16 protein-coding genes are annotated in these 21514 nt (G+C 53.5%); 13 read left to right on the top strand and 3 right to left on the bottom strand.

Annotated features, from left to right (window positions below; genetic code table 11):
* Window positions 1–4: 4 nt before the first annotated feature.
* Window positions 5–820, bottom strand: a complete 816-nt coding sequence (mlaF, locus tag F3J37_RS25120) for a phospholipid ABC transporter ATP-binding protein MlaF (protein WP_034826608.1) — start codon at window positions 818–820, stop codon at window positions 5–7.
* Window positions 821–1047: 227 nt separating this feature from the next.
* Between mlaF and F3J37_RS25115 the strand changes: the two genes are divergently transcribed.
* The 11 genes from F3J37_RS25115 to npr all read left to right on the top strand — a co-directional run bounded on the left by F3J37_RS25115 (window position 1048) and on the right by npr (window position 9046).
* A complete protein-coding gene (locus tag F3J37_RS25115) occupies window positions 1048–2031 on the top strand; it encodes a calcium/sodium antiporter (protein ID WP_034826610.1) in 984 nt (327 codons plus the stop codon).
* A 13-nt stretch (window positions 2032–2044) separates the two neighbouring features.
* Window positions 2045–3025, top strand: coding sequence for an arabinose-5-phosphate isomerase KdsD (kdsD, locus tag F3J37_RS25110; protein WP_034826612.1), 981 nt, complete (start codon window positions 2045–2047; stop codon window positions 3023–3025).
* 13 nt (window positions 3026–3038) lie between these two features.
* Window positions 3039–3605: a 3-deoxy-manno-octulosonate-8-phosphatase KdsC gene (gene kdsC / locus F3J37_RS25105; RefSeq protein ID WP_034826614.1), complete on the top strand. Its 567-nt coding sequence runs from the start codon at window positions 3039–3041 to the stop codon at window positions 3603–3605.
* Entirely contained in the window at window positions 3602–4180 is a 579-nt protein-coding gene (gene lptC / locus F3J37_RS25100) for an LPS export ABC transporter periplasmic protein LptC (RefSeq protein ID WP_034826617.1), read from the top strand. The genes kdsC and lptC overlap by 4 nt, the downstream gene beginning before the upstream one ends.
* Complete coding sequence (gene lptA / locus F3J37_RS25095) at window positions 4149–4703, top strand: lipopolysaccharide ABC transporter substrate-binding protein LptA (RefSeq protein WP_034826619.1); 555 nt, start codon at window positions 4149–4151, stop codon at window positions 4701–4703. The genes lptC and lptA overlap by 32 nt, the downstream gene beginning before the upstream one ends.
* A gap of 5 nt (window positions 4704–4708) precedes the next feature.
* Window positions 4709–5434 (top strand): LPS export ABC transporter ATP-binding protein, encoded by a 726-nt coding sequence (gene lptB, locus F3J37_RS25090; RefSeq protein WP_034826621.1) that lies wholly within the window; start codon window positions 4709–4711, stop codon window positions 5432–5434.
* A 48-nt stretch (window positions 5435–5482) separates the two neighbouring features.
* Window positions 5483–6916 carry an RNA polymerase factor sigma-54 gene (rpoN, locus tag F3J37_RS25085; protein WP_034826625.1) on the top strand — a complete coding sequence of 478 codons (1434 nt, stop codon included), beginning with the start codon at window positions 5483–5485 and terminating at the stop codon, window positions 6914–6916.
* A 21-nt stretch (window positions 6917–6937) separates the two neighbouring features.
* A complete protein-coding gene (gene hpf, locus F3J37_RS25080; protein ID WP_034826627.1) occupies window positions 6938–7225 on the top strand; it encodes a ribosome hibernation promoting factor in 288 nt (95 codons plus the stop codon).
* A 162-nt stretch (window positions 7226–7387) separates the two neighbouring features.
* Window positions 7388–7870 (top strand): PTS IIA-like nitrogen regulatory protein PtsN, encoded by a 483-nt coding sequence (gene ptsN, locus F3J37_RS25075; protein ID WP_176505766.1) that lies wholly within the window; start codon window positions 7388–7390, stop codon window positions 7868–7870.
* Window positions 7871–7922: 52 nt separating this feature from the next.
* Window positions 7923–8777: an RNase adapter RapZ gene (gene rapZ, locus F3J37_RS25070; protein WP_034826630.1), complete on the top strand. Its 855-nt coding sequence runs from the start codon at window positions 7923–7925 to the stop codon at window positions 8775–8777.
* Window positions 8774–9046, top strand: a complete 273-nt coding sequence (npr, locus tag F3J37_RS25065; RefSeq protein WP_034826632.1) for a PTS phosphocarrier protein NPr — start codon at window positions 8774–8776, stop codon at window positions 9044–9046. The genes rapZ and npr overlap by 4 nt, the downstream gene beginning before the upstream one ends.
* A gap of 6 nt (window positions 9047–9052) precedes the next feature.
* Here the strand turns inward: npr and mtgA are convergent, their stop codons facing one another.
* Both mtgA and arcB read right to left on the bottom strand, forming a co-directional pair.
* Entirely contained in the window at window positions 9053–9775 is a 723-nt protein-coding gene (gene mtgA / locus F3J37_RS25060; RefSeq protein ID WP_166936409.1) for a monofunctional biosynthetic peptidoglycan transglycosylase, read from the bottom strand.
* A gap of 878 nt (window positions 9776–10653) precedes the next feature.
* Window positions 10654–13008, bottom strand: coding sequence for an aerobic respiration two-component sensor histidine kinase ArcB (gene arcB, locus F3J37_RS25055; RefSeq protein ID WP_058962133.1), 2355 nt, complete (start codon window positions 13006–13008; stop codon window positions 10654–10656).
* Window positions 13009–13893: 885 nt separating this feature from the next.
* Between arcB and F3J37_RS25050 the strand changes: the two genes are divergently transcribed.
* The gene (locus tag F3J37_RS25050; protein ID WP_166936407.1) at window positions 13894–19425 is read left to right on the top strand and encodes a glutamate synthase-related protein; all 5532 of its coding nucleotides are present in this window, start codon (window positions 13894–13896) and stop codon (window positions 19423–19425) included.
* Between the two features lie 66 nt (window positions 19426–19491).
* Window positions 19492–21246, top strand: a complete 1755-nt coding sequence (locus F3J37_RS25045; protein ID WP_034826640.1) for a sulfite reductase subunit alpha — start codon at window positions 19492–19494, stop codon at window positions 21244–21246.
* The last annotated feature ends 268 nt before the right edge of the window (window positions 21247–21514 follow it).

The raw sequence follows: 21514 nt of genomic DNA, 5'->3' as shown, positions 1-21514 counted from the left end.
CAGTTTACGTTCTCCCTGCACGAGTCAGATCGCTGAGGTAATCCCCGGCAGCGAAGCGGAATGGCACTGGACCGTCCGCATGACCCTCAATAAACTGGCGCACGCGCGGATCGGGATTTTCCCGCAACTCCGGCGCACTGCCCTGGGCAATAATCTTTTGACCGGCAACAATATAGGCATGGTCAGCAATGCTCAAGACCTCTGGCACATCGTGTGAAACCACAATGCAGGTCACACCTAACGAGTGGTTCAATTCATCGATCAATTTCACCAGCACGCCCATGGTAATCGGATCCTGGCCGACAAAGGGCTCATCGAACATGATCAGGTCCGGCTCCAGCGCAATCGCGCGCGCCAGTGCGGCACGGCGCGCCATGCCACCAGAAAGCTCGGCCGGCATCAGTTTGGCTGCACCGCGCAGGCCGACTGCTTCCAGCTTCATCATCACCGTGCTGTGCAGCAATTCCGGCGGTAATTGTGTGTGCTCACGCAACGGCCAGGCAACGTTATCAAAGACGTTAAGATCGGTAAAAAGTGCACCCGACTGGAACAACATGCTCATTTTTTTTCGCACTTCATACAATTTAGTGCGGGAAAGCGCTGGGATATTCTGGTCACGGAACCAAATTTCCCCTTTATCCGGTTGCAACTGACCACCAATCAGGCGCAGCAGCGTGGTTTTTCCAATCCCGGATGGCCCCATAATAGCGGTCACTTTACCCGCTGGCACGGTAAGCGAAATGTCATCAAAGATGACGCGGTCTCCGCGAGTGAAGCTGACGCCACGAACCTCAACCAGATTCGTTTTTTGCTGGATCATCGTTACCTCTTTATGCGGATCGGGCGTAATCAAAGTCGTGGATGGTAGCCTGGTAGACCACAATGCACGATAGTTTTACAGAAACTTACCCGTCAGGTGTGGCGAAAACGGCCTTAAAATTTACTTTTGCCTCTCAGACAGTCAAAATCAGCGCCTGTTTCCGCGCGCGCAATGTATTTACCTGTCGGACAAGGTTTGCCGACACACCTATCCATCAAGGATTTTTCATGTTCGTAGCCACTGCCCTGCTGTTTATTGGATTGATTTTACTGGCTTACGGTGCTGACCGTCTGGTTTTCAGTGCCGCGATCCTGTGTCGATCCTTCGGCATTCCTCCGCTGATCATCGGCATGACAGTGGTAAGCATTGGCACATCGTTACCCGAACTGATCGTTTCTTTTTCTGCAGCGCAGCATGGGCAAATGGATTTAGCTGTAGGGACGGCGCTGGGCTCAAACATTACCAATATTCTGCTGATCCTCGGCGGTGCCGCACTTTTGCACCCATTGACAGTGCACTCCAATCTGATTCGGCGCGAACTCCCCCTGATGCTGCTGGTCTCACTGCTGAGTGGCATCATGTTGTTTGATAATCACCTTAGTCGACTTGATGGCATCGCGCTGCTGCTGATTGCTTTAGGTTATCTGCTGATCGCCATTCGCATCGCCCGCCGCGCAGAGCGGGATAACAACGACACGTTAACGCGCGAACAATTGGCTGAACTGCCGCGCGATGAAGCTGGCAATACCGTGGCCTTTCTGTGGCTGGCGGTGGCGCTGATTATTCTGCCGATGTCAACGCGGATGGTGATCGATAATGCCACCGTGTTTGCCGACTATTTTGGTGTCAGCGAGCTGGTCATGGGTCTGACGTTGATTGCCGTCGGCACCAGCCTGCCTGAACTGGCTACCGTATTGGCGGGTGCATTGAAAGGTGAAGACGATATCGCTATCGGTAACCTGATTGGCGCTAATATCTTTAATCTGGCCATTGTGCTGGGCCTGCCCGCGCTGGTGCACCCCGGCAGCGTTGATGCACACGCTTTCGCACGAGATTACTGGGTGATGCTAGGTGTCAGCGTGCTGTTCGCCCTACTTTGCCTGTTACGCAAACGCCGGATTGGCCGCGTAGCGGGCTCTCTTTTGTTATCGGGATTTATTGCGTGGGTTCTGTGGCTGTGGCTCAGCCCTGCGCTCATCACAAGTTATTAAGGACGGACTGACCATGTCACATCAGCAACCGGTTTTTGATTACCAACAGGCAGGTAAAGCGGTACTGCGCATCGAACGCGAAGGGCTGGAGCAGCTCGATCAGTATATTAATGCCGACTTCAGCCGCGCCTGCGAAATGATCATTGCCTGCCGTGGAAAAGTGGTGGTGATGGGCATGGGCAAATCCGGTCATATTGGTGCAAAAATGGCAGCGACTTTTGCCAGTACCGGCACGTCCTCGTTCTTTGTTCATCCTGGCGAAGCGAGCCATGGTGACCTCGGCATGGTGACAGCAAACGACGTGGTGATCGCTATCTCTAATAGTGGCGAATCGAACGAAATTCTGGCGCTCATCCCGGTCCTCAAGCGACAGAAAGTGCCGTTGATTTGCCTCACCAGCCGTCCGGAGAGTGCCATGGGGCGTGCCGCTGACGTGCATTTATGCGTTAAGGTTCCACAGGAAGCGTGCCCGCTCGGTCTGGCACCGACCTCCAGTACTACCGCCACGCTGGTGATGGGCGATGCGCTGGCAGTTGCCCTGCTGGAAGCACGCGGCTTTACTCAGGAAGACTTCGCGCTCTCGCATCCCGGTGGCGCACTGGGCCGCAAACTGCTGCTACACGTGAGCGATATTATGCACAGTGGTGACGAGATCCCACACGTCAGCCGCGATGCGTCGCTGCGGGATGCGTTGCTGGAAATTACGCGCAAAAACCTCGGCCTGACGGTGATTGTTGACGACCTGATGAAAATCGAAGGCATTTTCACTGATGGCGACTTACGCCGCATCTTTGATATGGGTATCGATTTCCAGTCAGCCAGCATTCAGGATGTGATGACGCGCGGCGGGATTCGCGTGCGCCCAAATATGCTGGCTGTCGACGCACTGAATCTGATGCAAAACAAAAACATCACTGCGGTGTTGGTCGCCGATGACGATCGTCTGCTCGGTGTGGTACATATGCATGACATGCTGCGCGCTGGCGTAGTTTGAACAGGAACAAATAATGAGTGTTGAAACCACGATGATCGATACCTGCTATGGCCCGGTGAGTGCCGATGTAATGGCTCGGGCGGCGCGGATTCGCCTGCTGATTTGCGATGTCGACGGTGTGATGTCTGACGGCGTGATTTACATGGGCAACAACGGCGAAGAATTGAAAGCCTTTAACGTCCGTGATGGCTATGGTATTCGCTGCCTGCTGACCTCTGATATCGAAGTGGCTATTATTACTGGCCGCAAAGCGAAGCTGCTGGAAGATCGTTGCCAGACGCTCGGCATTACGCATCTTTATCAGGGACAATCAGATAAGCTTTTGGCGTGGCGTGAACTCCTGGATAAACTGTCATTATCTGCTGAGCAAGTGGCTTATATCGGCGATGATTTGATCGACTGGCCTGTGATGGCGGAGGCCGGTTTGAGTGTGGCTGTCGCCGATGCCCACCCCGTGTTATTACCTCGTGCACACTACGTCACCCGTATTGCCGGTGGCCGTGGTGCGGTACGTGAACTCTGCGATCTGATTTTGATGGCGCAGAACAAATTTGAGGATGCCAAAGGGCAATCAGTATGAGTAAGAGCAGGCGTTGGATAACGCTGATTTTGGCCTTGATTGCCCTGGTGCTGATCGGCTGGAATCTCACCAACCAGGACGATAGCGAAGCGCCGGTGGCGACCAATAGCCAGGAGCCAACCTATACCAGCGAGAAGTCCCATTCTGTGGTGTACAACCCCACGGGCGCGCTGGCGTACAAACTGATCTCGGATAAAGTGACTTACTTTGCGGCAGATGAGGTGAGCTGGTTCGATAATCCGGTTGCAACCACGTATGATGAAAATAAAGTGCCCACCTGGACAATACGTGCCGATAAGGCAAAGCTGACCAAAGATCGTATGCTGTATCTATATGGTCACGTCGAAGTGAATACCCTGACCCAGGATTCTCAACTTGAGCGCATTATTACCGATACGGCTCAGGTTAATCTGGTCACCCAGGATGTGACATCTGACGATCAAGTCACCCTATTTGGCCGCAGTTTTAATTCCACTGGCATGAAGATGCGCGGCAATTTACGAACCAAGAATGCCCAGCTGCTTGAAAAGGTCAAAACTTCCTATGAAATCCAAAATGAACAAAAACAGCCTTAAGTTGTTGTTGGTGAGCGCCTTACTGGCGACCAGCCTGCCCGCGCTGGCCCTGACGGGAGACTCTGACAAACCCGTTAATATTGATTCGGTGAATCAGGCGCTGGATCTGCAAGGCAACGTGGCGACCTTTACCGGCAATGTCATTGTGACCCAGGGTTCAATCAAAATCACCGCTGACAAAGTGGTGGTCACACGTCCAGGTGGCGACAGTAAAAAAACTATCGTGGATGCCTACGGCGCTCCCGCCACTTTCTACCAGATGCAGGATAACGGCAAACCCGTGCAGGGCCACGCCTCAAAACTGCATTATGAGCTGGCGAACGATTTCGTTGAACTGACGGGCAATGCCTTCATTCAGCAGCTGGACAGCAACATCAAAGGCGATCGCATCACTTACCTGGTGAAAGAGCAGAAAATGCAGGCCTTTAGCCAGGGCGAAAGCAAACGCGTCACCACCGTACTGGTGCCGTCGCAGCTGCAGGACAAAAACGGCTCGTCCACGAGCCCTAAAAAGAGTAACTGATCGCTATGGCCACATTAGTCGCTGAAAACCTGGCGAAAGCCTATAAAGGCCGCCGCGTGGTGGAAGATGTCAGCCTGCAGGTAAAATCTGGCGAGATTGTCGGCCTGCTGGGTCCAAACGGTGCCGGCAAGACCACCACATTCTATATGGTTGTCGGGATTGTGCCGCGTGATGCAGGCCGCATCGTGATCGATGACGAAGATATCAGTATTTTGCCGCTGCATGCGCGAGCGCGCCGTGGTATTGGCTATCTGCCGCAGGAAGCGTCAATCTTCCGCCGTCTAAGCGTGTTCGACAATCTGATGGCGGTGTTGCAAATCCGCGATGATTTAACGGAAGAGCAGCGTCAGGATCGTGCCAATGAGTTGATGGAAGAGTTTCACATTGAGCATCTGCGTGACAGCATGGGGCAGGCGCTTTCCGGTGGTGAACGCCGCCGTGTTGAAATCGCTCGCGCTCTGGCAGCCAACCCCAAATTTATCCTGCTGGATGAACCTTTTGCCGGTGTTGACCCGATCTCAGTCATCGATATCAAAAAAATCATCGAACACCTACGCGACAGCGGTCTTGGCGTGTTGATCACCGATCACAACGTGCGTGAAACGCTTGCGGTGTGCGAACGTGCTTACATCGTGAGCCAGGGACATCTGATCGCGCATGGCACGCCGGATGAAATTCTTGCAGATGAGCAGGTTAAACGGGTTTATTTGGGCGAAGAGTTCAGACTCTGATAAGGTGTCGTTATTCACGACATTTGCTTAGGAAATTCAAGCAGAATTATGAAGCAAGGTTTGCAACTCAGGCTCAGCCAACAGCTGGCGATGACCCCACAGTTGCAGCAGGCCATTCGTCTGCTGCAACTCTCTACGCTTGAACTCCAGCAGGAACTGCAACTGGCGCTGGAAAGCAATCCGCTGCTTGAGCAAACCGATCTGCATGAAGAAGTCGATTCACGTGAGCATCAGGAGAGCGACTCGTTAGACACACGTGAAGCCCTCGAACAGAAAGAGATGCCCGAGGAGCTTCCACTCGACGCCACCTGGGATGAAATCTACACCGCGGGAACGCCTTCTGGCACGGGTACCGATTACCAGGATGATGAGCTGCCGGTTTATCAAGGCGAAACCACCCAGTCACTGCAGGACTACCTGATGTGGCAAGTGGAGCTCACGCCGTTTACGGATACCGACCGCGCGATTGCCACTTCAATTGTCGACGCCATTGATGATACCGGCTATCTCACCGTTTCCGTCCAGGACATCTGCGACAGCATTGGTGATGAAGAGCTGACGCTGGAAGAGGTTGAAGCGGTGCTGAAGCGTGTTCAGCGCTTTGATCCTGTCGGTGTCGGTGCACGTGATCTACGTGACTGCTTGCTGGTGCAACTTTCACAATATGCTGCCGATGCGCCAATGCTGGCAGAAGCGCGGTTGATCGTCAGTGAACATCTGGATCTGCTGGCCAACCACGATTTTCGCAGCCTGATGCGTGTAACACGCCTCAAGGAAGAAGTGCTGAAAGACGCGATGCTGCTGATTCAGTCACTCGATCCCCGTCCCGGCCAATCGATCAACACCAGCGAACCCGAGTATGTGATTCCTGATGTACTGGTGCGTAAAACCAGTAAGCGCTGGACCGTTGAATTGAATTCAGACAGCTTGCCGCGCCTGAAGATCAATCAACATTACGCCGCGATGGGCGGTTCCGCACGTAACGACAGCGACAGCCAATTCATTCGCAGTAATTTGCAGGAAGCCAAATGGCTGATTAAAAGCCTCGAAAGCCGCAACGACACACTGCTCAAAGTGACGCGTTGTATTGTCGAGCAGCAGCAGGCGTTCTTTGAACAGGGCGAGGAATACATGCGGCCGATGGTGCTGGCAGATATCGCCCAGGCCGTGGACATGCATGAATCCACCATTTCCCGTGTGACCACGCAAAAGTATCTGCACAGCCCGCGTGGCATCTTTGAATTAAAATATTTTTTCTCCAGCCATGTGAATACCGAAGGCGGTGGCGAAGCCTCTTCCACGGCGATCCGTGCCCTGGTGAAGAAATTGATCTCCGCGGAAAACCCCGCAAAACCCTTGAGCGACAGCAAACTCACCTCCATGTTATCCGATCAGGGCATCATGGTGGCGCGACGTACGGTTGCTAAATATCGCGAGTCTTTATCTATACCGCCATCAAACCAGCGTAAGCAGTTGGTTTGACCGAACGAAGAAGGAAGACCTATGCAGCTAAATCTGACCGGACTGAATGTTGAAATCACTGAACCGCTGCGCGAATTTGTAAATAGCAAATTTGCCAAACTGGAACACTACTTTGATCGTATCAATCAGGTTTATATTGTTCTGAAAGTGGAGAAGGTGACGCAGATTGCGGAAGCAACACTGCACGTCAACGGCGGAGAGCTGCACGCCACAGGGGAAGCGGAAGACATGTACGCGGCCATCGACGGGTTAATCGACAAGCTTTCCCGTCAGCTGACCAAACACAAAGACAAACTGAAAAAACACTAACCTTCATGCTTGCAGAGTGCTGACTGGTTCGGCACTCTGAGCGCAAATGGGGCGGGTTAACCGCCCCGTTTTGTCATCTGTGCAAGCGCCAACGGGAGACTCGCCATTGTGCTATGAATGGCGTTAACCTTGCGGCTATGTGAACTCGCAAGTGAAACGATGATGAACAACGATCTGACACTGGAATTGAGCTCGGTCCTCTCACTGGACTGTACCCGTAGCGGCGTACACTGCCAGAGTAAAAAACGCGCGCTGGAAATTATCAGCGAGCTGGCAGCGAAGCAGCTCAATCTGCCGCACCAGACACTTTTTGAAGCCATCCTGACCCGTGAACGCATGGGCAGTACTGGCATTGGCAACGGCATCGCTATTCCTCATGGCAAGCTGGAGGAGGATACGCTACGCGCCGTTGGCGTGTTTATCAGCCTCGACCAGCCGATTGCCTTTGATGCCGTGGACAACCAACCGGTTGACCTGCTGTTTGCTCTGCTGGTGCCTGCAGACCAGTGCAAAACCCATTTGCATACACTGTCGCTGGTCGCGAAACGTCTGGCGGACAAAACCGTCTGCCGCCGTTTGCGCGCGGCACAGAGTGATGAAGAGCTCTATGCCATTATCACAGAAGCTCAGGAAGAACACTCTTAAGCGACAGACACATTGACCGGCGTGTTCGCCGGTTTAAAACGGGAGAAATGTGATGGTGCTGATGATCGTTAGCGGTCGGTCAGGCTCAGGAAAATCGGTCGCACTGCGTGCCCTGGAAGACATGGGATTTTACTGTGTCGATAACCTGCCGGTGGTACTGCTGCCGGAATTAGCGAACACCTTAACGGAACGCAATATCTCGGCGGCCGTCAGCATTGATGTGCGCAACATGCCTGAATCGCCAGAAGTGTTTGAAACCGCGCTCAACAATCTGCCGGATTCGTTTTCACCACAGTTACTGTTCCTGGACGCCGATCGCAACACGCTGATACGGCGTTACAGTGATACACGCCGTCTGCATCCGCTCTCGAGCAAGAATCTGTCGTTGGAAAGCGCGATTGATGAAGAGAGTGATCTGCTGGAGCCTTTGCGTTCGCGCGCCGACCTGATCATCGATACGTCCGAAATGTCGGTTCATGAGTTGGCTGAAATGCTGCGCACGCGCCTGCTGGGCAAACGTGAGCGTGAGCTGACCATGGTGTTTGAGTCCTTCGGCTTCAAACACGGCATTCCCATTGATGCCGATTACGTCTTCGATGTGCGTTTCCTGCCAAACCCGCACTGGGATCCCAAGCTGCGTCCGATGACCGGGCTTGATCGTCCTGTTGCGGCTTTCCTCGACCGCCACACTGAAGTACATAACTTCATTTACCAGACGCGCAGCTATCTGGAGCTGTGGTTGCCGATGCTGGAAACCAACAACCGCAGCTACCTAACGGTCGCGATTGGCTGTACCGGTGGTAAACATCGTTCGGTTTACATCGCCGAACAGCTGGCAGATTACTTCCGTTCACGCGGCAAAAATGTGCAGTCTCGTCATCGCACTCTGGAAAAACGTAAATCATGACCGTGAAGCAAGTCGTTGAGATTCGCAATAAGCTGGGCATGCATGCGCGCCCAGCAATGAAACTGTTCGAGTTGGTGCAGAGTTTTGACGCAGAAGTGCTGCTGCGAAATGAAGCCGGTACGGAAGCCGAAGCCAGCAGCGTGATTGCGCTGTTGATGCTCGACTCCGCGAAAGGCGGCCATATCGAGATTGAAGCCAGCGGCCCGCAGGAAGTCGAGGCGCTGGCTGCGGTGATTGAGCTGTTTGAAGCTGGGTTTGACGAAGACTAATTGCTGTTAATGCAATTTGTAGCGAACGAGGAAACCTTCCCCACCTAACTGACGCATCTGGCGCATTATCCACTGCTGGCGCATTCGTATATATCCGGAAGGTGCATCAGCGCGGAAGCGAATCGGGTTTGGAAGTACTGCCGCCAGCAGCGCCGCTTCAGAAATCGTCAGACGACTGGCTGGTTTGTGGAAATAGCGCTGTGAAGCCTCTTCCACACCAAACACGCCGTTGCCAAACTCAGCAATATTCAAATATACCGTCAGAATGCGACGCTTCGTCCACACCGTTTCGATCCCCACGGTTAAACCGGCTTCCAGCCCTTTTCGCACCCAGCTGCGGCCATCCCATAAGAACAGGTTTTTTGCGGTCTGCTGCGACAGTGTTGAGGCACCACGCATCTGTTCTGAGCCATCGTTATCCAGTACTTTTTGTATCGCATCGACATCAAAGCCCCAGTGCTCCGGAAATTTTTGATCTTCAGAAGCGATCACGGCCAGCGCCATCCACGGAGAAATCTCATCCATGCTGACCCAATCGGAGTGCGCCACATAGTCGAACCGACCACTGAACCAGGCACCCAGTTGACGCTCCACCATCACCGCGGAAAACGGCACGGGTAAAAAGGCAAAGATCACGATGCCTGCCAGCCAAATTCCCAACCACGCCAGCAGCACTTTAGCAATCAGCACTTTAAGGCGTTGCCCCATTTTCCCTTTACTCTTACTCATGCAATTTTCTCTTACCTGTTCCCTGCATTAATCAATCACCCCGGTCACAATTTTGATTACCTGTAATCCTGGGCAAAACTTTACCGCTTATCGCGTGAAAGTTAGAGATGAAGTTATTACCTGCGTCATCATCGTTCCTCTATTAGAGCCAATCACATCAAGCACTTCCATCATGAGGGAATCGGTTCCATGGTGAAAAACCCAGCAAAACCCTTACAATCGGATACTTCATACAAAGTGATAAAGATCACATTTAAACTTTCACAATACTTAACAATAAACTTTCAAAGCGTTTGAATAAGCGCACTGATGAGCGCAGCCGTTTCAATAAACGTGGCTGAAATCGCGTCAACATCATCATGATTAGCCCTGACAATGGTAAAGGATTTAGCCTTCCGTTTGGTTTACATTGCACCGCAAAACTTTAAACTGGAACTTTCAGCAGAGGGTTTCCAAAACGTTTTGGATAACCCTCCAGAACCACCTTATTTATTAACTATTATCAGCATGTTAAGCTCAATTAACTCCGATTTTTCGGCTGATTAGGAATTTCAGTGCAGCTGTCAGGCTTTTCCTGCTTCAGGCTGAAGGAAATTCAGGCAAAAAGCAGAACAATTGGTCAAAAATAGTGCAATACGGCAAAGAAATTAATTCCTTGCTTGACTGTGTCAGCAAATTAATGTTTTCTGTATTTAATCGCTGCTCAACTTCACACAATTTAATGAATCTTGTCACAAGCGTTGGCGAATTTGTTAAGGTGATTTCGAAGCGTTAACCAATACCATACTGTTGCTGATCTATTCGACTTCTAACGATAGTAGCAGTACCCATTTCCCTGGTGTTGGCGCAGTATTCGCGCACCCCAGTTTCGACTGGGGTCATTTTTTTCTGGCGTCCGAAGATTTTTCCCTTTCAGCTACCCACTCGCGTAACACGTTAACGTCATGCAGCCACTCATGTTTTAATTCGTCGATCCACTCCTGCACATTGTCCCACCATGCTGGCAGTTCCGGTGACTGTATCTGTTTCGCCAGTTTCTGCAGATGCAACAGTCCTACTGAGCCCGCAGCACCCTTAATTTTATGCCCTTCTTCCGCAATCCCTTTTTGATCGCGCGCCATCATGTTGGAATCCAGCACGTCGAGATAGCCCGGCATCATCTGTTCAAACATCGTCAGGCTTTGTGTAATCAATCCTGGGCCGACCAATTCGATATACTGTTCCAGCATCTCCACATCGAGCAGCATGCGCGAGTGTACGTCTGAGGACGTCTGAATCTCTTCTTCCGGTTCGCCCTGGTAATCCCAGAACTTTTTAATCATCGCCGTTAAGGCCGGCACCGCCAGCGGTTTACTCAGCACATCATCCATACCGGCGTCGAGATACTCTTTTTTATCTTTCAGCACGTTGGCGGTCAGTGCCACCAGCGGCGGCAGCGCCATGCCAGCATGGCGTTGGTGAATAGCGCGCGACACATCCAGTCCGGTCATATCCGGCAGTTGAATATCCAGCAACACCAGATCAAATTCCTGCGGATCAAACATCGCCAGCGCTTCAGTGCCGGTCATCGCCACTTCCACACTGCATCCCAGTTTCTCCAGTACCGAGCGCGCCACAATGACGTTCAGTTCAATATCTTCAACCAGTAATACGTGCAGCGCCGGCAGTGGCATGCTGTCGTCGAGATCTTCGTCTTCCACCTCATCGGCCACACGAGGTGCATTTATCTCGACCACAAAGCATGAACCCTGCCCCGGCGCACTACTCACGCTAATATCGCCACCCATTGCCTGTGCCAGACGACGAGAAACCGCCAAACCAATACCGGTACCGGTGGCGGGTTTTCCGCCGTGCTGATCTTTTACCTGGTAATACATGGCGAAGATCTTGTCCTGCTCTTCCTGCGGGATTCCCATGCCAGAATCCTGCACTTCAAAGCGCAGCGTTTCGTCCTGGTGATAGGCGACCCGCACCACAATCTCACCCTGCTGGGTGAATTTCACCGCGTTACCGATCAGGTTCCATAAAATTTGACGCAGGCGCGTGCCGTCAGCAGAAATGATGTGCGGCAGCGGCAGCTCCGGTGCCATCACGAACTTCAGCCCTTTCGGCTGCGCCAGTAACCCGGAGAGGTTTTCCAGATCGGCAAGGAAGCCGGTGAAGTCGAGCGGCTGATTATCCAGCTGCACTTTGCGGCGCTCGATTTTGTCCACTTCAATCACGTCATTAAAGATGTTGCCAAGCGTGATGGCCGAAACATGGATGGTTTTCAGGTACTTCAGTTGTTCCTGATTGAGATCGGTGTCCAGCAGAATGCGGCTCAAGCCGACAATGCCATTCAGCGGCGTACGCAGTTCATGGCTGATGGTTGAAATAAAGGTGGTCTTCTCACGGCTGGCATTCTCCAGCGCGTCCTGATAACGCTTACGCTCAGTAATATCGCGACCAAAGCCCATCAGGCCGCTGCGTTTACCGACGCGATCGTAATACGGCACTTTGCGGATTTCGAAGCAGGCTTTGCGCCCATCAGGATATTGCAGCCACTGTTCGTACGTCAGGGAGACGTTATGGCGGAATACCTTTTCATCCGTCTCCAGCACCTTGGAGGCGGCATCTTCATCGTAAATGTCGCGCGGCGTCAGGCCAATCAGTTGCTTCTCGCTCATGCCAGTTAGCAACTCCATCGCGCGGTTACAGCCCGAGAACTGCTTGTCGATGTTGCGATAGAAAACCAAATCCGGTGAGGCATCGAGGAAGGAGCGTAAGAAAGAGGATTGCTGCTCCAGCTCGATTTGCGCCTGTTCGCGACGCGCCATCTCTTCGCGCAGTTTATCCATCACCTGCTCGCGGGCCTGCTCCGCTTTGATACGATCGTTAATTTCCTGATTCAGCTGAGCGATGGTCTCTTTCATTTGCTGATTAAGTTCAAGATCGCGTGTGCGCATCTCTTCCAGCTTATCGACCAGCTTTGTCAGGCGCTGGCGAGACTCTTCCAGCTGATCAACCACCACCGAGAGAAAATAGACGGCCCAGGGCGTGATTAAGAGACCAAAGAACACCGATCGCACCACATCGATACTCTCAACATGGCCACGCAGTACCATGGTGACCGCCATCTGCACCACCATCGCCAGCACCACCAGTGCTGAAGCTAACAGTAGCGAGAAACGCACCAACCCCAGCTTGACCATCAAATCAACGTAGTACTGCGCTAAAAGACGAATCTGTTTCATCACGAGCTCCCTGAACGAAATCTGGCTCATGATAGCGTAATTATCGCGGCACTGCGCCGACTCAGCGTGTCATTGCCTGCTGACTTTGCCTCATTATGGTGCATCGCAGCGCCTTTTCGCCGATGTTCGCGTCGTTATGCGCAAATCGCTTGACTAAATCTGCCAACTGAATAATCTGGAGGGCCGCGCTTTTGCGACCCTTTTGTCACATCCCGTGCTATTCCGCCTCCCGGCAGCCATTTCATCTGATGGTTGCGTCTTGTTATTGCATATTCATTCAACTTTAGCGCCATTTTACTCACAATCAGCTTGATTAATTTTACTAATGACAGCCCTATTTTGATTCAAATATGACGCCATAAGAAAAACAGATACATGCTGTGCGTGAAACCGCCCCAACAGAATTTTATGCTGATGGAATGCAGTTATTCAGCATTGATTAGATATCTGAGGCGTACCTCACAGTGAGACGGCTCACACTTCATAGGGGAATCAGAATCGTCAGATTGACAGTTATTTACGTAATAAATTGTTCATAATCATAATGTTAATTGGTAAAACAGCCGATTAACCGCAACAAAGCTGGCTATTTGACCTGAGTTCGCTTTCCCGATAAGTTGGAATTCCGCTGGATGCTTTCCAGTCGGGACTGTGTCTCGGCATATCTATGCAGCAAGAAACTCCCTCTGGATGCAAGTTATCTCCCGTAAGAGACCGGAAGTAAGAGCAGCTCATCAAGGACGAGACCATACTCTCTTGAGAGCCTTTGCTCGGTATTGCGACGTCCGCGTTTAAGCGGCGAAAACGAATTTGATACAGCACGCAGCGGTGCTCTGTGCTTGAAATAATGCAGGTAATGTCAAAAGCAGTTTAAGGAGACCCTCAATGTCCACTCAAAAACCTCATCCCTATGGTTTGTATGATCCCTCAGCCGGTAGTGATAGCTGTGGTGTTGGGTTTATTACCCGTAAGGACGGCGAGCAGACCCATGAGATCCTGCAGATGGCGCATAGCGCACTGTGCACGGTACCGCACCGTGGCGGCATGTCTGCTGAGGGCGTGGGCGATGGCGCAGGTGTCAACGTCGACCTTTCTCTGAACTTCTTCCGTAAAGTCACCGGCCAACCGCTGGAAGCCGGTCGCTTTGGCGTCGGTAACTTCTTCGTGCCAAAAGATGCCGAGCTGCGCGCGAACGCTGAGCGTCTGGTGGAAGAAACCCTTGCTGCCCATAACTTCCCTGTGCTGATGAAGCGTGATATGCCGCTGGACGGCAGCGTGACGCGTCCAGCCGCTCTGCAATTCCAGTTGCCGATTGTGCAGTGGATCTTTGCGGCTCCGCAGGAAGTCACCGAACAACTCGAGTTCGAGCGCCACATCTATCGTGCGCTGCTGGACATCGAAGCGCGTGCCTTTACTGAAAGCGAATTCGGCGGTCTCTATCCGTTGTCGCTCTCTTCACGCACTCAGGTATTTAAAGCACGCCTGAACTCTAATGAAGTGATTCCGTACTTCAAAGATTTGACCGATGCCGATCATCAGGTGCGCGGGCTGTTCTTCCATACCCGCTTCTCGACCAACACCGATCCGCACACCACCATGGCACAGCCGTTCCGTCTGATGGCGCACAATGGTGAATTGAACACCGACCGTAAGAACCGTATCGCTGAAGCGGCGCTGATGCTGGCGCGCGGTAAGAAAATCGTGCGTCCGAAAGGCCAGTCCGACAGCTCGCGTCTGGACCAAAGCATTCATAGCCGTTTGATGGAAGATAACCTCGACCTGATCAACGCCGTAGTCTCAATGATGCCGCCAGCGTGGGAAAACGACACCTCACTGTCAAATGAAGTGCGCGCCATGCTGGAGTACTTCTCTCTGTATGAAGAGAAGAACGATGGCCCGGCAGCGTTGATCTTCGGTAATGGCGAAGTGATCGGGGCACGCCTTGACCGCCTGGGTCTGCGCCCATTGCGTTCTGTCGAAACCGCTGAATACATCGGTGCGATGTCAGAAGCGGGTCAGATTGCCTTCCCACCGGAAAGCGTACTGCGTCGTGGCCGTATCGAAGCGGGCGGCATGCTCTATTACGATCACAAAGAAAAACGCTCTTACACCACGGTGGAAGCGCTGGAAAAACTGGCAGCAGAGAAAGATTACCTTTCACTGCTGAGCGCGGCTCGCGTGGACCTGCACGATCTGCCGGAGATTCAGGCAGAGCAGCTGGGCTCACCGCTGCGCTATCGTGGCGACCTCAAAACCTATCAGCGTTTTGTGGCGTACTACTACAACCAGGAAAGCTTCAAATTCATGATGGACCCGATGCTGCAAACCGGCGCTGAGAAGATCTCGGCGATGGGTTACGGCAACGCCATCAATGGCCTGTCCGACCACGAAGGCGGCATGGCGCACTACTTCTCACAACGCTTTGCTCAGGTCACCAACCCGCCGCTGGATTCTATCCGCGAAGCGGACGGCATGACGCTGCGCGTGGCATTGGGTGCAAAACCGCACCTTGGCCGCAGCAAAGGTCAGCAGGTTATCGTGCCAACGCCGATCCTGACACACCTCGATATGCTGCGTCTGCGCGAGCAAACCGTCGCACCTTATGCGCGTTTCGAGATGCTGTATGAGCCGGTCATCGGCAAAGATATCGTCAGCCGTGCCGCCAACGCCAAAGCGCTGGAAAACGCCATTGATCATCTTGCACAGCAGGTCGTGGATTTCGCACGCCAGCAGGGCGGCATTGCGGTAATCACCGACCGCCACATCTCTTCAACTCACGCGGCGATTCCTATGCTGCTGATGGTCTCTGCCATCAACCAGCGTTTGGTGCAGGAAGGTCTGCGTCTGGATGTTTCTCTGGTGGTAGAAAGCGGCCAAAGTATCTCCTCTCACCACATTGCAGCCACTTTAGGCTTTGGTGCGTCAGCGGTTTACCCGCTGGGCGTACAGATGCGCGCGGAAGAGAAATATGGCGAAGGCGAAGAAGGTAACAAAGCCTTCAAACGCTATGCCAAAGCCGCCGAAAAAGCCTTGATGAAGACCATGGGTAAAGTGGGTCTCTGTACCGTTGAGAGCTACAGCTGTGGTGAATTCTTTGAACCTAACTTCCTGAATACCGACGATCCGGTTCTGAAGAAGTACTTCCCGAATATCAAAACCCCTGTGGGTGGCGCGGGCTTCCCGGCTATCGCTCAGATGGCGGTTGACTGGCATCAGAGTGCGCTGAAAATCCAGGGCGAGGCAGAAGTGCCACTGCTCGGCTTGTTCAAAGAGCGTGCGGAAGGTGCAGGTCACTCTTACGGCACCATCGCCGTGCGTACCTTTATTGATATGACGGAACAGCCGATTCGCTTCGCGGACAAAGCACGCGAAGAGGACAATTTCATCCGTCTGATGACGCTGGCCAAACTGGACAATGCCTTCAGCATTAAAGCTGACGCATTCAAAGACAGTAGCTTCGAACGCATCCCGAACGAGGTCATTGACTCACTGGCGATCACGCCGGATTACCGTCAATTCTCCAGCCTGATGCACGCCGAGCGTAAACGTCGCCCTGCTGCGCTGCGTGACATCCTCGCGCTGCCGTGTGATTTGACCCACGTTGACAGCGAAGCGGAGTTTGGTCGTAAACTCGGCCGTTACTCACTGGTCAACAACGGTTTTGCTACCCGTGGATTGAAGTGTGAAGCGGTGGAAGGCAGCCTGAACCAGTTCGAGCTGCGCCTGATTGATTCCATCGCGGGCCTGAAGCCAGAAGATGAACGTCTGGAAGCGCTGGCACGTGCACTGAAAACCCGCTTTAGCGACGACATCGAAAGCAGCAGCGTGGCCGGCGGTGTATTGCACATCACCGCTTACGGTAAAGCGGCAGATTATCTGTCACTGATCTTTACCGCACTGCCCTCTCTGCCGCTGGAAGAGATTCAACCGGCACACGAAATTACCCGTACTTTCGCCTCAGGTGCGATGAGCCACGGTGCGTTGGTGGCACCTGCACACGAAGCGGTAGCGCACGGCACCAACATGGTCGGCGGCATGAGTAACTGTGGTGAAGGTGGCGAGCACTATTCCCGTCACGGCACCATCCGCGCGTCACGCATTAAGCAGTTGGCGTCAGGCCGTTTCGGCGTGTGGGCAGCTTATCTGGCCGATCCGATGCTGGAAGAGCTGGAGATCAAAATCGGTCAGGGCGCGAAGCCGGGTGAAGGCGGACAATTGCCTGCAGCGAAAGTCACCGTGGAGATCGCCGCCGCGCGTGGCGGTACGCCGGGTGTTGAGCTGGTGTCACCCCCACCGCACCACGACACCTACTCCATCGAAGATTTGGCGCAGTTGATCCACGACTGTAAGGCAGCGCGCGTGCGCGTTATCGTGAAACTGGTGTCTTCAGAAGGCATCGGTACTATCGCGGTGGGCGTGGCAAAAGCTGGCGCAGACGTCATTAACGTGGCAGGTAACACCGGTGGTACCGGTGCGGCCTCGGTCACCAGCCTGAAATACACCGGACGCGTTGCCGAAATCGGTATCGCTGAAGTGCATCAGGCGCTGTGCGCGAATGGCCTGCGTGACAAAGTGCAGCTGCGTTGCTCTGGCGCACAGCAAACCGGTAGCGACGTGATCAAGTCAGCCCTGCTCGGTGGCGACAGCTTCGAGTTCGGCACCACTGCGCTGATGATGCTGAAATGCGTAATGGCGAAAAACTGTAACGTTAAATGCCCGGCCGGTTTAACCACCAACGCCGAAGCCTTTGATGGCGATCCGCGTCAACTGGCACAGTACTTCGTTAACGTAGCGCAAGAAGTGCGTGAATTCCTCGCACGCCTCGGCCTGCGTTCACTGCGCGAAGCACGTGGCCGTTCTGACCTGCTGCACCTGATGGATCACCCACTGGAAGTCGGCAAGCTGGATCTGCGTGCGATGTTGACCGTGGTGCCAGAGCAGAAAATCGCGAAGCCGGTCTATCTGGAAAAAGATTTTGAGCTGGATGATGGCTGGGTTGAAGAGCTGAAAACACAGCTGCTCGACCAGGCGAGCCGCGATATCGCGCTCGGCGCAGGCATTACCCTGAACAACCGTAACAAGAGCGTGGGCGGCCAGTTGGCCATCGACATCGAGCGCATGCTCAACCACGAACTGTCTGCTGAACAACGTGCTGCACTGCCAGCCGTGTTCAAAGACGATCGCGGCCGTCATTACCTGGCACCGCGCACGGTGAATATCCACACCAGCGGTTCTGCTGGTCAGTCATTCGGTGCCTTCTGCAACGATGGTATGCAGATGAAGCACTACGGCACTTGTAACGATGGCGTGGGTAAAGGTCAGTGCGGTGGCGAGCTGGTGGTGATGTCACCAGGCGGCGGCGCGCAAGACAGCGATGGCAACGTGCTGATCGGTAACTTCGCGCTGTTTGGTGCGACCGGTGGTCGTTTGTTCGTACAAGGCCAGGCGGGCGATCGTTTCGCGGTTCGTAACTCCGGTGCAACCGCAGTCGTCGAAGGCGTCGGCGATTTCTGCTGCGAATACATGACCAATGGTGCAATTCTGAACCTCGGCACCTTTGGTAAAGGTTTCGGCAACGGTATGAGCGGTGGCTTTGCTTACCAGTACGACCCGTACGGTGCTCTGGCAGGACATGCAGCAGGAGACTCCGTGCTGTTCGGTTCTATCGCTGACGAAGATGAGCTGGCGCAGGTGCACAAGCAAGCGGTACTGACCATGCTGAACTGGCATCTGGAAGCCACGCAATCTCCTCGTGCAGCCTGGCTGCTGGAGAACTGGGAAACCGAGTGCCACCACTTTGTCTATGTGATGCCGCGTTCGCTGCTGCTGTATCAAGACGGCGGCGAGATCCTGAAAGCGAAATCGCGCAAGGATCTGCTGGAAGAGCTGTCGACGTCACTGGCTGCACATCAGGTTGCCAAATTCAAAGCGGCCTGGCGCACGGGTAAAACCATTGCGGATGGCGCCGTACCGGCTTACGGTGCGACCGATACGGCAGAAATGTTCGTGTTGCTCAACAACTACACCGTGCTGAGCTTCGCGCAGCAGCTGGCGCTGGGCAAACTGCCGAAAGGCACGCCTGTTGAAGATGCTGCGGTTGAGAAAGCGGTTCGTAACCTGCTGATGACCGAAGATTTTGCGCTGGTGAGCAAACTGCAACGCCATGCACGTTCTGCCATTGAGAGCTACAGCGATGACGAACTGGCGAGTCTGATTGCAGCAAAACGTATGTCCGATTACAAAGCAGCATTAACGCAACGCAACATTCGCTCCATGGACAGCCTGGCGACCTATGGCTGGATCATTTATCAGGATGCCCGCAACCGTGAGGTGCTTGGCCATCTGCCTGATTTCGAAGAGCTGTTTGCACGCGCCGCGCTGCCAGAAATCGCCGCTGCTGTCGGGAAACTTTCCTGATAGCAGCACCAATGAATGTGTGTATATTGACTGAACATCACGAGACGGGTTTGAGTACAGATATCCATGAAGATTCCTTACATTCCTGAAGATGCGCCGTTTAACGGCGAACAGAAATACTGGCTGGCGGGTTTTCTCGCCGGTCTCCACTCGCGTCTGTTGGTATTAGAAGATAAGCAGACGGCACCTGCGGCCGGTGGCGCCACCAACACGCAGTTGCACATTCTGTTCGGTTCACAGACCGGCAATGCTGAAGCGCTGGCGCAAACTGCCGCAAAAGCCGCGCGTGCCAAAGGTCTGGTGCCGGTGGTTCAGGCATTGGGCGAAGTGGACCTGGACGTGTTCGCCACCATGCGCCATGTGCTGATTGTCACCTCCACCTACGGTGAAGGCGAAATGCCGGACAACGCACAGCTGTTCTGGCAGGCACTTTCTGCCAGCACCGCACCACGCCTGGAGCAGATGCATTTTGCTATCCTGGCGATCGGTGATACCGGATACGATGGCTTCTGTCAGGCCGGTAAGTTCTTCGATATGCGTCTGGAACAGCTGGGTGCAAAACGTGTCTTTGACCGCATCGATTGCGATATCGACTTCGAAGAGCCGTCGAGTGCATGGATTGGCGATGCAATGCCACAATTTGCCGCCAGTGCGGGCAGCAGTGGCACGGTATTAGAGAGCGCGCCAGAAGCACCTGTCATTCCAGGTAGCAACAAACAGAACCCTTACGCGGCTGCATTGGCGACCAACAAGCGTCTGTCAGGTGAGTCGTCGGCGAAAGATATTCGTCACTTTGAATTCGACCTCACCGACAGCGGCCTGAAATATGAAGCCGGTGATGCGTTGGGTGTGATCCCAGTGAACGATGCTGAGCTGGTTAGCCTGCTGTTGAGCGAATTGAAAGCGGATTACGAAACGCCAGTACCTGGCTTTGATCGTAACCTCGGCGACCTGCTGACCTATCAGTTCGAAATCTCTGAGCCATCGCGCAAACTGATTGAGTGGGTGGGTCAGCACACTGCCAACCAGGAACTGCTGCACGTATTACAGCACGACGATAAAGACACGCTGGCTAACTGGCTGTGGGGCAAAGACACGCTGGACCTGCTGCAGCTTGAGTTGAAGCGCACGCTGTCTGTTCCAGAACTGGTGGCGATGCTGCGTCCGTTGCAGCACCGTGCGTATTCCATCTCTTCCAGCTCCAAAACGCATCCGAATCAGGTACACCTGACGATTGCTTCCGTGCGCTATCACAGCGGTGGCCGTGAGCGTAAAGGCGTATGTTCAACCTACCTGGCTGAGCGCGTGCGCCGTGGTGAGAAGCCAGCGATCTTTATTTCGCCAAACAAAGCGTTCCGCGTGCCGGCTAACGGCAATGCTCCGCTGATTATGGTTGGACCTGGCACCGGTATTGCCCCGTTCCGTGCCTTCCTGCAGGAACGCCAGTCAACCGGCGCTGAAGGTAAGAACTGGCTGTTTTTCGGCGATCAGCATCAGGAACACGACTACATTTATGAAGATGAGCTTAACGGCTGGCAGCAAAGCGGTCTGTTAACACATCTCGACCTGGCATTCTCACGCGATCAGGAAGAGAAGATCTACGTGCAGAATCGTATGCTGGAAAAAGGCGCTGAGCTGTATGCCTGGCTGCAGGATGGCGCGTACTTCTATGTTTGTGGCGATGCTTCGCGCATGGCGAAAGATGTGGATGCAGCGCTGTATGAAGTGGTGCGCCAGTTTGGTGGACTCTCTAGCGAACGTGCAGCGGCTTACATTGACCAGTTGAAGAAAGATAAGCGCTATCTGCGTGACGTCTACTAAGACCCATAAAAAGGAAGCTGATGAGCTTCCTTTTTAACATCTGCTGTCGCGGCACGATGAATCGCACCATGTAAACGCGGGTCAGATGCGCGATCAATCGCGCCGTTATTGAGAAATGCATCCATAAAAAAACGGGCCAATTGGCCTAATGCCGATCAGTTAAGGATCAGTTGAACGATCCAGTGGCTGTGTAAGAATCCGGAAACGCTTCGTTTCCGGATTTTTTTATGCAGCTCAGTCAGGCCCTTGATATCGTCTCTCGTTACGA

The sequence above is a fragment of the Candidatus Pantoea communis genome (assembly GCF_011752685.1).
GTDB lineage: Bacteria > Pseudomonadota > Gammaproteobacteria > Enterobacterales > Enterobacteriaceae > Pantoea > Pantoea communis.
This window is presented reverse-complemented; position numbering and strand designations above follow the sequence as displayed.

What these genes read in the sequence shown, in the direction of transcription:
- F3J37_RS25045 (WP_034826640.1), top strand. Translation starts at nt 19,492, where the DNA reads ATGAAGATTCCTTACATTCCTGAAGATGCGCCGTTTAACGGCGAACAG.
- rapZ (WP_034826630.1), top strand. Translation starts at nt 7,923, where the DNA reads ATGGTGCTGATGATCGTTAGCGGTCGGTCAGGCTCAGGAAAATCGGTC.
- lptA (WP_034826619.1), top strand. Translation starts at nt 4,149, where the DNA reads ATGAAATCCAAAATGAACAAAAACAGCCTTAAGTTGTTGTTGGTGAGC.
- mlaF (WP_034826608.1), bottom strand. Translation starts at nt 820, where the DNA reads ATGATCCAGCAAAAAACGAATCTGGTTGAGGTTCGTGGCGTCAGCTTC.
- ptsN (WP_176505766.1), top strand. Translation starts at nt 7,388, where the DNA reads ATGAACAACGATCTGACACTGGAATTGAGCTCGGTCCTCTCACTGGAC.
- kdsC (WP_034826614.1), top strand. Translation starts at nt 3,039, where the DNA reads ATGAGTGTTGAAACCACGATGATCGATACCTGCTATGGCCCGGTGAGT.
- rpoN (WP_034826625.1), top strand. Translation starts at nt 5,483, where the DNA reads ATGAAGCAAGGTTTGCAACTCAGGCTCAGCCAACAGCTGGCGATGACC.
- lptC (WP_034826617.1), top strand. Translation starts at nt 3,602, where the DNA reads ATGAGTAAGAGCAGGCGTTGGATAACGCTGATTTTGGCCTTGATTGCC.
- arcB (WP_058962133.1), bottom strand. Translation starts at nt 13,008, where the DNA reads ATGAAACAGATTCGTCTTTTAGCGCAGTACTACGTTGATTTGATGGTC.
- mtgA (WP_166936409.1), bottom strand. Translation starts at nt 9,775, where the DNA reads ATGAGTAAGAGTAAAGGGAAAATGGGGCAACGCCTTAAAGTGCTGATT.
- lptB (WP_034826621.1), top strand. Translation starts at nt 4,709, where the DNA reads ATGGCCACATTAGTCGCTGAAAACCTGGCGAAAGCCTATAAAGGCCGC.
- F3J37_RS25050 (WP_166936407.1), top strand. Translation starts at nt 13,894, where the DNA reads ATGTCCACTCAAAAACCTCATCCCTATGGTTTGTATGATCCCTCAGCC.
- kdsD (WP_034826612.1), top strand. Translation starts at nt 2,045, where the DNA reads ATGTCACATCAGCAACCGGTTTTTGATTACCAACAGGCAGGTAAAGCG.
- hpf (WP_034826627.1), top strand. Translation starts at nt 6,938, where the DNA reads ATGCAGCTAAATCTGACCGGACTGAATGTTGAAATCACTGAACCGCTG.
- F3J37_RS25115 (WP_034826610.1), top strand. Translation starts at nt 1,048, where the DNA reads ATGTTCGTAGCCACTGCCCTGCTGTTTATTGGATTGATTTTACTGGCT.
- npr (WP_034826632.1), top strand. Translation starts at nt 8,774, where the DNA reads ATGACCGTGAAGCAAGTCGTTGAGATTCGCAATAAGCTGGGCATGCAT.